The organism is Pseudomonas sp. 9Ag (assembly GCF_902506445.1).
GTDB classification, from domain to species: Bacteria; Pseudomonadota; Gammaproteobacteria; order Pseudomonadales; family Pseudomonadaceae; genus Stutzerimonas; species Stutzerimonas stutzeri_AB.
The window spans coordinates 2,349,771-2,361,938 of sequence record NZ_LR733836.1; the positions used below are offsets into that span (position 1 = coordinate 2,349,771).

12 protein-coding genes are annotated in these 12,168 nt (G+C 60.4%); 6 read left to right on the forward strand and 6 right to left on the reverse strand.

The window, feature by feature from the left end; translation table 11 throughout:
* Window positions 1-109 precede the first annotated feature (109 nt).
* Entirely contained in the window at window positions 110-694 is a 585-nt protein-coding gene (gene nfuA / locus ALTERO38_RS10485; protein WP_102835324.1) for a Fe-S biogenesis protein NfuA, read from the reverse strand.
* Between the two features lie 214 nt (window positions 695-908).
* Here nfuA and metH point away from each other — a divergent pair, with 214 nt between their 5' ends.
* Together metH and ALTERO38_RS10495 are read left to right on the forward strand one after the other, a co-directional pair.
* Complete coding sequence (metH, locus tag ALTERO38_RS10490) at window positions 909-4,601, forward strand: methionine synthase (RefSeq protein ID WP_159968352.1); 3,693 nt, start codon at window positions 909-911, stop codon at window positions 4,599-4,601.
* A gap of 72 nt (window positions 4,602-4,673) precedes the next feature.
* The gene (locus tag ALTERO38_RS10495) at window positions 4,674-5,006 is read left to right on the forward strand and encodes a DUF5629 family protein (RefSeq protein ID WP_102835326.1); all 333 of its coding nucleotides are present in this window, start codon (window positions 4,674-4,676) and stop codon (window positions 5,004-5,006) included.
* 75 nt (window positions 5,007-5,081) lie between these two features.
* Here ALTERO38_RS10495 and ALTERO38_RS10500 read toward each other — a convergent pair whose 3' ends face one another.
* From ALTERO38_RS10500 to ALTERO38_RS10510, 3 genes are all read right to left on the reverse strand, one after another.
* Complete coding sequence (locus ALTERO38_RS10500; protein ID WP_256663879.1) at window positions 5,082-5,996, reverse strand: DMT family transporter; 915 nt, start codon at window positions 5,994-5,996, stop codon at window positions 5,082-5,084.
* Complete coding sequence (locus ALTERO38_RS10505; protein WP_159968353.1) at window positions 5,989-6,504, reverse strand: MarR family winged helix-turn-helix transcriptional regulator; 516 nt, start codon at window positions 6,502-6,504, stop codon at window positions 5,989-5,991. The genes ALTERO38_RS10500 and ALTERO38_RS10505 overlap by 8 nt, the downstream gene beginning before the upstream one ends.
* Before the next feature lie 153 nt (window positions 6,505-6,657).
* Window positions 6,658-6,960 (reverse strand): DUF1883 domain-containing protein, encoded by a 303-nt coding sequence (locus tag ALTERO38_RS10510; protein ID WP_019339196.1) that lies wholly within the window; start codon window positions 6,958-6,960, stop codon window positions 6,658-6,660.
* A gap of 211 nt (window positions 6,961-7,171) precedes the next feature.
* Here ALTERO38_RS10510 and ALTERO38_RS10515 point away from each other — a divergent pair, with 211 nt between their 5' ends.
* The 4 genes from ALTERO38_RS10515 (at window position 7,172) to ALTERO38_RS10530 (ending at window position 11,373) form a co-directional block, all read left to right on the forward strand.
* Complete coding sequence (locus tag ALTERO38_RS10515) at window positions 7,172-8,320, forward strand: MFS transporter (RefSeq protein ID WP_159968354.1); 1,149 nt, start codon at window positions 7,172-7,174, stop codon at window positions 8,318-8,320.
* A gap of 87 nt (window positions 8,321-8,407) precedes the next feature.
* Entirely contained in the window at window positions 8,408-9,496 is a 1,089-nt protein-coding gene (locus ALTERO38_RS10520; RefSeq protein ID WP_256663880.1) for an RNA methyltransferase, read from the forward strand.
* Between the two features lie 36 nt (window positions 9,497-9,532).
* Complete coding sequence (locus tag ALTERO38_RS10525) at window positions 9,533-10,876, forward strand: leucine-rich repeat-containing protein kinase family protein (protein WP_159968355.1); 1,344 nt, start codon at window positions 9,533-9,535, stop codon at window positions 10,874-10,876.
* Window positions 10,877-10,923: 47 nt separating this feature from the next.
* Window positions 10,924-11,373, forward strand: a complete 450-nt coding sequence (locus ALTERO38_RS10530; protein ID WP_159968356.1) for a 3-phosphoshikimate 1-carboxyvinyltransferase — start codon at window positions 10,924-10,926, stop codon at window positions 11,371-11,373.
* 41 nt (window positions 11,374-11,414) lie between these two features.
* On the opposite strand, the gene ALTERO38_RS10535 is transcribed toward ALTERO38_RS10530, so the two are convergent.
* Complete coding sequence (locus ALTERO38_RS10535) at window positions 11,415-11,714, reverse strand: DUF2149 domain-containing protein (RefSeq protein ID WP_148924129.1); 300 nt, start codon at window positions 11,712-11,714, stop codon at window positions 11,415-11,417.
* Entirely contained in the window at window positions 11,692-12,168 is a 477-nt protein-coding gene (locus ALTERO38_RS10540; protein ID WP_218581726.1) for a MotA/TolQ/ExbB proton channel family protein, read from the reverse strand. The genes ALTERO38_RS10535 and ALTERO38_RS10540 overlap by 23 nt, the downstream gene beginning before the upstream one ends.

Here is a 12,168-nt window from a genome sequence, read left to right on the forward strand (position 1 = left end):
ATCCTGGACAGCTTATCTCAGCTAGCGGGCGCTGTGGGGACGACGCGAAAAGATAGTAGCAATCAGCCATCAAGCTGACCGAAACAGCCACCGTTTAGGCCGTTACCACTCAATAATAGGCATTGTCGCGATTGGTGTGGTCGGTCACATCACGCACGCCCTTCAGTTCCGGGATCCTTTCCAGCAAGGTTTTTTCAATACCCTCCTTGAGCGTTACATCAGCCTGACCGCAACCCTGGCACCCACCTCCGAACTGCAGCACTGCCACGCCTTCGTCCACCACATCGATCAAAGTCACCTGCCCGCCATGGCTGGCAAGTCCGGGATTGATTTCGGTCTGCAGGTAATAATTGATGCGATCATTGAGCGGGCTGTCTTCATTGACCATCGGCAGCTTGGCGTTGGGTGCCTTGATAGTCAGCTGTCCGCCCATGCGGTCAGTGGCGTAATCAACCAGGGCGTCTTCCAGGAATGGTTCGCTGGTGCCGTCGATCCAGGCGGTAAAGCTCTTAAGAGAGACCGCGATGTCGTCCGGCTTTTCCTCGCCCGGTTTGCAATAGGCGATGCAGGTTTCAGCGTAAGGCGTGCCTGGCTGAGTGATAAAGACCCGGATACCGATCCCGGTAGTGTTCTGCTTTTCAAGCAGGTCGGCCAGGTAATCGTGTGCAGCTTCGGTAATGGTAATGGCGCTCATGGGAACTCCTCTCATACATGCCCGGCAGTGTACGCCAACCACCGCCCCGGATAAAGTCCTAGTGTTTTAGTAGGACTTACCGGTCTACGCAGGGGTCTGCCGCTTACGAGCACTTTATCAACATGAGCGCTGCTCATGTAAATCAGCGGGTGATCAAAAAGCGTGCAGCTTTGCTATTATTCGCGGTCCTCGCAACCAGCTTCAGGTAGTTCTCATGCTCGACCGCAATGCCCGTCTCCAGGCACTCCAGCAGGCCCTCAAGGAGCGCATCCTGATTCTCGACGGCGGCATGGGCACGATGATCCAGAGTTACAAACTGGAAGAATCCGACTACCGCGGCGAGCGCTTCGCCGATTGGCCGCAGGATCTGAAAGGCAACAACGACCTGTTGATCCTCACCCGGCCGGACGCCATCAGCGCGATTGAAAAGGCTTACTTCGACGCGGGCGCCGACATCGTCGAAACCAACACCTTTAATGCCACGCGCGTATCCCAGGCGGATTACGGCATGGAGGAGCTGGTCTACGAGCTGAACGTCGAAGGCGCCCGCCTCGCCCGACAAGCCGCCGACGCCAAGACGGCCGAAACGCCCGATCGCCCGCGCTTCGTTGCCGGCGTGCTCGGCCCGACCAGCCGTACCTGCTCGCTGTCACCGGATGTGAACAATCCCGGCTACCGCAACGTGACCTTCGACGAGCTGGTCGAGAACTACACCGAAGCCACGCGCGGCCTGATCGAAGGCGGGTCCGACCTGATCCTGATCGAGACTATTTTCGACACGCTCAATGCCAAAGCGGCGATCTTCGCCGTGCAACAGGTATTCGAGGACATCGGCTTCGAGCTGCCGATCATGATCTCCGGGACCATTACCGACGCTTCGGGCCGTACCCTGTCCGGCCAGACCACCGAAGCCTTCTGGAACTCGGTTCGCCACGCCAAGCCCATTTCGGTCGGCCTCAACTGCGCCCTGGGTGCGAAAGAGCTGCGCCCCTATCTGGAAGAGCTGTCTAACAAGGCCGAAACCCATGTTTCGGCGCACCCCAACGCGGGCCTGCCGAACGCCTTTGGTGAATACGATGAAAGCCCGGCAGAAATGGCCCGGGTGGTCGAGGAATTCGCCTCCAGCGGCTTTCTCAATATCGTCGGTGGCTGCTGCGGTACGACGCCTGCGCATATCGAGGCGATTGCTAACGCCGTTGCGAAGTACCCGCCGCGCGTCATACCCGATATTCCCAAGGCCTGCCGGCTGTCCGGTCTCGAGCCCTTCACCATCGATCGCAGTTCGCTGTTCGTCAACGTAGGCGAACGCACCAACATTACCGGCTCGGCCAAGTTTGCCCGGCTGATCCGTGAAGAGAATTACACCGAGGCGCTGGAAGTTGCCCTGCAGCAGGTCGAGGCCGGCGCACAGGTGATCGACATCAACATGGACGAGGGCATGCTGGATTCAGAGAAGGCCATGGTCACCTTCCTCAATCTGATCGCCGGTGAACCTGACATCTCACGCGTGCCGATCATGATCGACTCCTCCAAGTGGGAAGTGATCGAAGCGGGCCTCAAGTGCATCCAGGGCAAAGGCATCGTCAACTCGATTTCCATGAAGGAAGGCGTCGACGCCTTCAAACACCATGCGCGGCTATGCAAGCGCTACGGCGCCGCCGTGGTGGTCATGGCCTTCGACGAAGCCGGTCAGGCCGATACCGCTGCACGCAAGCGCGAGATCTGCCAGCGGTCCTACGACATTCTGGTGAATGAAGTGGGCTTCCCACCGGAAGACATCATTTTCGACCCGAACATCTTTGCCGTCGCTACCGGCATCGAAGAACACAACAACTATGCCGTGGACTTCATCGAAGCTTGCGCCTATATCCGTGACAACCTCCCCTACGCCTTGACCTCCGGCGGCGTATCCAACGTGTCGTTCTCGTTCCGTGGCAACAACCCGGTGCGCGAAGCGATTCACTCGGTGTTCCTCTACTACGCCATCCAGAACGGGCTGACGATGGGCATCGTCAACGCGGGTCAGCTGGAGATCTACGACGAGATCCCGAAAAAGCTGCGCGACGCGGTAGAAGACGTAGTGCTCAACCGCACGCCCAACGGCACCGAAGCGCTGCTGGCCATCGCCGACGAGTTCAAGGGCGACGGCAGCGTCAAAGAAGCGGAAACCGAGGAATGGCGTAGTTATACGGTCCAGAAGCGGCTCGAACATGCGCTGGTCAAGGGCATAACCACCCACATCGTTCAGGACACCGAAGAATTCCGCCAGCAATGCGCGCGTCCTATCGAGGTCATCGAAGGGCCGTTGATGTCGGGCATGAACGTGGTCGGCGACCTGTTCGGCTCGGGCAAGATGTTTTTGCCACAGGTGGTCAAGTCCGCGCGCGTGATGAAGCAAGCCGTGGCGCACCTGATTCCCTTCATCGAAGCCGAGAAAGGCGACAAGCCGGAAGCCAAGGGCAAGATCCTCATGGCAACCGTCAAAGGTGATGTTCACGACATCGGCAAGAACATCGTCGGCGTGGTGCTTGGCTGTAACGGCTACGACGTAGTGGACATGGGCGTCATGGTCCCGGCTGAAAAGATTCTGCAAACAGCCATAGCCGAGAAATGCGACATCATTGGCCTCTCCGGGCTGATCACGCCGTCGCTCGACGAGATGGTCCACGTCGCCCGTGAAATGCAGCGCCAAGATTTTCACCTGCCGCTGATGATCGGCGGCGCGACCACATCCAAAGCACATACAGCGGTGAAGATCGACCCGCATTACAAGAACGATGCAGTGGTCTATGTCACCGACGCCTCGCGCGCCGTAGGGGTGGCGACCACCTTGCTCTCGAAGGAGCTGAAGCCGGCCTTCGTCGAGAAAACCCGTGAAGAATACGCGATGATTCGCGAGCGCACCGCTAATCGCAGCGCCCGCACCGAGCGCCTGACTTACCCTGAAGCAGTTGCGGTCAAACCCCAGTTCGACTGGGCGGCGTACTCGCCGGTCAAACCGACATTCACCGGCCGTAAGGTCCTGGAAGATATCGACCTGCGTACCCTGGTCGATTACATCGACTGGACACCGTTCTTCATTTCATGGGATCTCGCCGGTAAGTATCCGCGCATCCTCGAGGACGAAGTCGTTGGCGAAGCCGCCACCTCACTGTTCAACGATGCCCAGGCGATGCTCACCAAGCTGGTCGATGAAAAGCTGATCAAGGCGCGCGCCGTGTTCGGCTTCTGGCCAGCCAACCAGTTCGACGAAGACGACATACAAGTCTATGGCGACGACGGCGAAGCCCTCGCCACACTTCACCACCTGCGCCAGCAAACGGTAAAGACAGACGGCAAGCCGAACTTTTCGCTGGCCGACTTCGTCGCACCGAAAAGCAGCGGAGTGACCGACTACGTGGGTGGCTTCATTACCACGGCCGGTATTGGCGCTGAAGAAGTGGCGAGGGCCTATCAGGACGCCGGCGACGACTACAACTCAATCATGGTCAAGGCGCTTGCCGATCGCCTCGCCGAGGCCTGTGCCGAGTGGTTGCACCAGCAGGTCCGTAAGCAATGGTGGGGCTACGATCCTGAAGAACAGCTGAGCAACGAAGAGCTGATCAAGGAGCAATACAAAGGCATCCGCCCTGCCCCGGGCTACCCAGCCTGTCCCGACCACACGGAAAAAGGCACGCTGTTCCAGCTGCTTGATGCCGACGGCGTCAGTCAGGTCACCCTGACCGAGCATTACGCAATGTTCCCAACAGCTGCAGTCAGTGGTTGGTATTTCGCCCATCCTCAGGCGCAGTACTTCGCAGTAGGCAAGATCGACAAGGACCAGGCCGAGCGCTACAGCTCTCGCAAGGGCCAAGACATCACTGTCACGGAGCGCTGGCTGATGCCGAACCTGGGTTACGACAACTGAGCCAACTCTGGCCGTCCCATATCCTGGAGCGGCCACGAACCTACCTCAATCACCCCATACGCGAAGCGTGCAATGTCTACCGAACCCCGCTACCTGCTCGATGAACTGGAATCCGCTGACATGCTTGAAGTCGACGGTCTGCACGCCTGGCAGTTCACCCTTAACGATGACCTGCTCGACCGCGCCGATGCCGCCGCCAACGCAGGCGAGCCTTTCGCCAGTGAGGAAACCGTTGTGCGCATCGAGTCGATCGACGGCCGTGAGCGGCGGCAGTGGTCGTTCAGCTACAACAGCGTAATGGAAGCACTGTACAGCGAGGATGAGCAGTGCTGGAGCCTCGGCAGCGCACCGCAAACCCGCCTTCGCTGCCTGGGCGCGGTGAGTGCAAGCGCCGACGACGACTGAAGGGCACCTGACCTCAAGACTCGCGGAGGCCGCAGCGAACCGTTCAGTTTGACAGGTGTCTTTGACGCGCCGCCGCTACGCCGCAGCAGCCTTACCGCGCCGGAGCAGTAATCCGATAGCGATGATCACCAAGACACTGCCCGGCAGCCAGTGCCAGCCGATTCGTTGTGGTTGGGCGATGAACAGCAGCAGCATCGATACGAACGGAACCAGGTAGCTATACGCGGTCACCGCCCCCGGGGTCAGCACCGCCGTGGCTCGCTGCTGCAGGAAGAAAGTCATACCGCTGGAAAATACACCCAGATAGACCACCAGGGTGACATCACGCCAGTCCATCCGGGTTAGAGCCATCGGCTGTTCCCAGACGAGCCCTAGCGCGCCAACCAGCATGGCCCCCATCAGCAGGCTCCAGAACGTGCGCAAGCCGGCCTGAGGTGCCAGTACGCCGCGCTGCAGCCCCCACTTGCTCAGCACCGGGTACATCGCCGAAGCAATGCAGCCGAAGAAGAATGCCAACTCACCAAAGCCGAACTCCAACTGGGCTATGTCTCCGTTGCTTTCGGCTACAGCCAGCCCCAGCGCGCCCACCGCACCCAGCGCCAGTATCGCCAGCAGCCGGCCTGCAGGTTGTTCGACACCCAAGCCGCGACCGATGCAATAAGCCAGCAGCGGCACACTGACGAACAGCGTAGCCATCGACAGAGCGCTGATACGGTGCGCGGCCCAGAACATGGTGCCGAAGAAACCAGCCAGGCTCAGGCCCATCAACGCATACAGAAGTAGCCCCGGCAGGCTTGGCCAGCGTTCATTCTGGCGCAACAACAGGGGTAGCAATGCCAAGGCGGCAATGCTGAAACGGATAGCGGTCAGTAGCAACGGCGGCAGGCCTTCGCTCATCAGCCCCACTGCGGGGAAAGACAGGCCAACGAACAACGCCCAGAGCAGCATGCCGAGGTGCGCACCTGTAGTGCCACGTTTTGCCTCAGTCATCGCCCTGCTCCTCCAAGGACCGCAATAGGATGCGAAGGCCGCTCGCCAAGGCCTGTCTCTGCTCCTGATCCAGCGGCGCCTGTAGACCATCCAGCGTCGTCAGATATTCATCGAGACAGGCGAGCAATACGGTCTGCCCCTCATCAGTGAGGCGTATCAGCAGGCTGCGTCGATCGTCCGGATTGGGCGCGCGGTGGATCAGCCCGGCGGCCTCGAGGCGGTCGAGCCGATTGGTCATGGCACCCGAACTGAGCACGGCGGCGTGCCGCAAGGCGTTCGGCGTAAGCCCTTGCGGTTCGCCGCTGCGATAGAGCGTTGCAAGCAGATCAAATTCGCCGTCATGCAGACCGTGCTTGCGAAAGACATCGGCGATGCATCGGTTGAGGTATTTGGACAGCCGATACACACGCGTAAAGATCGCCATCGGCGATGCGTCACCTTCAGGGCGCACGCTTTGCCACTGAGCGAGCACGCCATCGACGTGATCACCGCCTTTGGGTTTGTGCATAATTGTCTCCACGAAAAGAATCTTCACGTGAAGCTAATTAAACGAAGCACCAAAGGCAAGCGATTACGTCGCAGGGGGTGCGTTAATCGACAAGTGACATTTGAACAACCAGAAACCTGGCGGCAGCAGAGGCTGCGCACCGGATAGAAAGGGTTACTTCAGCTCGGACGGCGAATTGCGGACGATCTTGATCGAGTGGGTGAGCGTCGGCTTGCGGGTGACACTGATGGCCTTGCGCGTCACTGTGTCGATGGTGATGTTCCAGAAGCCGGTGTTGGGCACCTTGATCTTCGCTGGAAACTTGTCGAAAGCGCCGCCGTGATATGCATGACGGCCGCCATTCTTGAAGCTGCGGAAATTCTTGTCGTTCATCAGGCGGATGTTGCAAGGTTGCGAGCATTCGATGATCACGAAGTCGTCTTCGTTGAGGTGTTCGCGCTGGTGAATGAACTTCATGTACCGCTCCGGGGCCGCATGTTGGCAAACGGGAAGATTACCATGAGTGTCTTGCTGGCTGGATGGTTTGAGCCGACTGCATCCGATGAGATCCGGCTTCGCTGGCACCTATCTATCTGCTCTCGCTGCATTTCTTTGACAGAATGCGCGCCGCGACCTCCAGCCAATGTATGAGTGAGCGTCACCCCGTTTAGAGCAAGGAACCCTGAGCATGCCTGCGGCCTCCAAGCCCCTCGATGCCGCCTCCCCCATCGCGCGCCGTGCGACACGTGTCGGCTTTTTCATGGCCGGGTTCGGTCTGTCCATCTGGGCACCGCTGGTGCCGTACGTGCGCGAGCGCATCGAAATGAGCGACGCGCTGTTCGGCACCCTGCTGCTGTGCATCGGTATCGGCTCGCTGACCTGGATGCCTCTGTCCGGCCTGCTGGTGACACGACGCGGAATCCGTCCCGTTGTGCTCAGCAGCGTCGTCTTGCTGCTGTTTGCCCTGCTTGGCATTGCCTTCACCCAATCGATAGCAGTACTGGCTCTGGCGCTTTTCTGTTTTGGCGGAAGCCTTGGCGTGATCGATGTCGTGTTGAACATTCAGGGGGCGGTGATCGAGCGCGACACTGGCAGGCGTCACATGTCGAACTTCCACGGCATGTTCAGTCTGGGCTCGATCAGCGGCGCGCTGTCGCTTACCGGCGCACTGACACTGGGCCTCGCCCCAGCTACTGGCACCCTGCTGATGATCGCGGTCATCGCGCTAGCGAACATCACAGTGATGCCCGGCTATTTGCGGGACAAGGCACCAGCTGGCGGCGTCGCCTTCATCCGACCGACAGGTGCGGTGCTGCTGGTGGGCGCCATGACCTTCGTCGTGTATCTGGCAGAAGGCGCAGTGCTGGACTGGAGTGCTCTCTATCTGACCGAGCAAAAGGCCCTGGAAACCGCCAAAGGCGGCCTGGGATACGCCAGTTTCGCGCTGATGGTGACAATAGGACGCTTCGCCGGGGCGCCGGTGGTGAACAGCCTGGGCACCGCCAGGGTGATTGGTTTGGGTGGGCTGCTGGCTGCCTTCGGCATTGCCCTGACCGTTCTTACCGACCATTGGGGGTGGGCCCTGCTCGGTTACGGCCTTTGCGGGCTTGGCTGCGCCAACGTCTCTCCTGTTTTGATCTCCTCGCTGAGCCGTCAGCACACCATGCCCGTCCATCAAGCCATCACAGCAGCGACCACCATCGGTTTTGCAGGGGTTCTTGCAGGCCCCGCGCTGATCGGCGTGATTGCTCACTACGCATCGCTGACGCTGGCGTTCGCCCTGCTTTCAGCGCTGTTGATCGTCATGGCGCTGGGGAGCCCTCGGTTCCGGGACTGACCGCCTGGCGGAACGCCATAGACCATCCTCAATGTCGCGCAACGGCCTACAGACCGGTTGATGCCGTTTGGCTAGAATGCGCGCCTTATGCGCATCCAAGATATTCACCAACAGCTCGCCTCCATTGGCGCCAAGCCCATCCACATCGGTCGGGTCACACGCGCCTGGCTGAATGGCAGGCCGCTGGATACCGGCACGCGTCATCAGAAAACCGAAGACTTCCTTCCCCTGTCCGTACGTAACGGCTTGCCGTGCGTGAACGAGACAATCGATGGCCTCGCCCGTCTGCGCTCCGAGCATCCAGCCACTGATGGTTCCGCGCGGCTGCTGGTAATGCTGGCGGACGGTCAGATGGTTGAAAGCGTGCTATTGCCCCGCGACGGCCTGTGCGTCTCGAGCCAAGTCGGTTGCGCGGTGGGCTGCGTGTTCTGCATGACGGGCAAGAGCGGCCTGCTCCGCCAACTGGGCAGCGCCGAGATTGTTGCGCAGGTCGCCCTCGCGCGCCGCTTCCGTCCGGTAAAAAAAGTCGTGTTCATGGGCATGGGCGAGCCTGCACATAATCTGGACAACGTACTTGAGGCCATCGAGCTGCTCGGCACCGAAGGCGGCATCGGCCACAAGAACCTCGTTTTTTCCACCGTCGGCGATCCGCGAGTGTTCGAGCGGCTGCCTCAGCAGAAGGTGAAGCCGGCGCTGGCCTTGTCGCTGCACAGTACCGATGCGAGCCTGCGCCGAGAGCTGCTACCGAGAGCGCCCTATTTCGACCCCGCCGAGCTTGTCGAGCTCGGCGAAGCCTACGCCCGGCTGGTCGACTACCCAATCCAGTATCAGTGGACGCTGCTCAAAGGTATCAACGACAGCCAGCAGGAGATGGACGGGATCATTCGGCTGCTTCGTGGCAAGTTCGCGATCATGAACGTCATTCCCTACAACAGCCTCGATGACGACGAGTTTCAGCGACCTGAGGCGGATCGCATTCACCAGATCATGCGCTACCTGCATGAGAACGGCGTACTGACAAAGGTGCGCAACTCGGCAGGACAGGACATCGATGGCGGCTGCGGCCAACTGCGCGCGCGTGCAGAACGCCTTGTGCGCACACGCACCCGACCGACCGAAACACCCGTGCTAGACGCAATTGAACCGGCAACACAGGGCATTGTCCTAGCGCATTGACCCCATTCCCGGTTCCGTCCGGATGCGAGAGCACCCATGCATACGCTGGCACAACTTGAACGCGGCGAACTCGCCGGGACATCCCGTCTGGACCTGTCCGAACAGCTTGAGACGTTCCCCCGAGCGATTTTTGAGTTGGCCGACAGTCTGGAAGTGCTCAACCTTTCCGGGAACCAGCTCAGCAGCCTGCCTGATGACCTGTCGCGCTTGCACAAGCTGCGCGTCCTGTTCTGCTCGGACAACCCGTTCACCGAGCTGCCCGCCTCGATCGGCAGCTGTCCCAATCTGGAGATGGTCGGGTTCAAGGCCTGCCGCATTCGCCACGTGCCCGCCGAAGCGCTGCCTCCCAAGCTGCGCTGGCTGATTCTCACCGACAACCAGCTCGAAAAGGTGCCTGACGAGATTGGCCACTGCAGCCGTCTGCAAAAGCTGATGCTCGCGGGCAATCGGCTGGCTGCCTTACCCGAAACGCTTGCCAACTGCCGCCAGCTGGAATTATTGCGCATCGCAGCCAATCGCTTGCCAGCATTGCCGCAGTGGCTGTTGTCCATGCCGCGCCTGAGCTGGCTGGCGTTCGCCGGAAACCCGTTCAGCGATGCGCTGGAGGCGCAGACCTTGGCACAGCACCCGCTGCCACCGGTCGACCGCGAGCAGGTCATCCTCAGAGAAGTGCTTGGCCAGGGCGCGTCCGGCGTCGTTCATCGTGCTGATTGGCAGGCGCCTGGCCAGCCTGCGCAAGCCATGGCGGCCAAGCTGTTCAAAGGCAGCCTGACAAGCGACGGGCTACCCCACAGTGAAATGGCAGCCTGCATCGCCGCTGGCAAACACCCCAACCTGATAGACATTGCCGGGCCACTGGCCGAGCGCGCCGATGCGCTACCGGGTTTGTTGATGGCACTCATCGACCCGTCATATCAAGTGCTCGCCGGTCCACCGTCGTTGGCGAGCTGCACTCGGGACTGCTATGCACCGGCGCGACGGTTTTCTGCAGACCAACTGCTGCGGATCGCGACAGGTGCCGCTTCGGCGGCCAGTCATCTGCATGCACTAGGCATCCTGCACGGCGACCTCTACGCGCACAATTTGCTGGTCGATTCGCGTGGCCAAACGCTGCTCAGCGATTTCGGTGCGGCCTCGTTCTTCGATCCAGACACCCCTGAGGGCCAGGCGCTGCAGCGCCTCGAAACCCGTGCGTTCGGCTGTTTGCTCGAGGAATTGCTGGAGCGCTGCAATGACAGCGGCGTGCCAGAGCGGCTTTCTCACCTTGCCACTCTGCAGCGTCAATGCATGCAGGAAGACCCTAGCCAACGCCCCGACTTCAACCAGTTGGTCGAGCAGTTGGAGCATATGATGTCGCAACGGAGCTTTTCGGCCGGGTAGTTGCATGAGTCATCGCTCCTCTCGCTTTTCGACGGCAACCTGACGCTATGCTCGCTCCAGAATCAAAACCCGATAACGCCTCTGAACGCTACGCCAGCGCCTTCGATAACGTCACGCTGGATCACGACCCCTTCGTGGTCGGACTCAAGGAACGGCTCCCTGCCGAACTGCGAGAAAGCTTTACTCCGCAGCAACTGGACGCGTTACGCAATGCTTTTGCGACCCGCTCGTGGGCCAGGCACAAGTTCGATTGGCGCGGAACCTTCAATCTGTGGAGCAACCAGTATTATTTCGTACTGGTTGGCGGGCGAAACAAGCGCAGCCTGAGCCGTGCTCAGCGGAGTCTGTCACTGGCGGCCAAGGCCGGCGCGATCACTGCGTTTCTGTTCTTTTCAGCGCTGGTAGGCCTGGTCGCTCTGTATCTGGTGAAGTCGGCACTTGGTATCAACCTGCTGCCGAATTACTCGCTGGGATTGTGGGACTGGTTCAAGGGCTGAGGGCGGCATGTGGCCCCAGAATGATGCGGCTACAGCACGCCTCAATCGCCGATCAGGATCAACTTGCCGGTAGCCGGATCACGGAAAACCTGACCGACGCTTTGCAGCCCTTTTCCACCGTCACCCTCAAGGCTGTCCGGCAGTTTGGGCAGCTCCCGTCCGCGTTCGACGGCAACCGGCTGCTTCGCTGCATTCAGTTGTTGGAGCAAATCCGTCTGGGCGACCAGCGCTGCAATCAGTCCGCAGGCAAACACCAGCACGACATCGACCATGTTGGCTAGCGGACCCAGCGGGTCGTCGTCGCCAGCCGCGAACCGACTAGAGCGCCAGCGCCGACTCATCTTCGCGCTCCTTGACTGTTTGGGCTTCCAATTCGTCCAGCAGCTCGTCGTACCAGCGCCTGCGTAAGCGTCCCAATGCGAAGCCCAGCACGCCGATCAGCAAACCCAGCACCGTCGTGTCGAAGGCTACGCGCATGGCCACGCTGAGAATCTGGACATTGCCATCGCCCAAAGCTGCCAAGCCAGGGCCTAGCGGGATCAGCGTTCCCATCAGTCCCAGCATGGGACCTACCCGCGCCACCAGATCGGCTCGATCAAGCCTTCGTCGCGCGCGCCGCTCGATCTCTGCTGCCGGCAGCTGACCCCAACGACGCAGCCCGCCGAACCGTTCGCCCATGGCGACTCCGGCATCGCAAATAGCCAGCGCCAACAGCCCGAACAGACCCCAGGTAACCGGTTGCAAAAGCCAGCCCACCAGCAGATGCAGCCAGCTGAATAATTGATTGTCGAACAC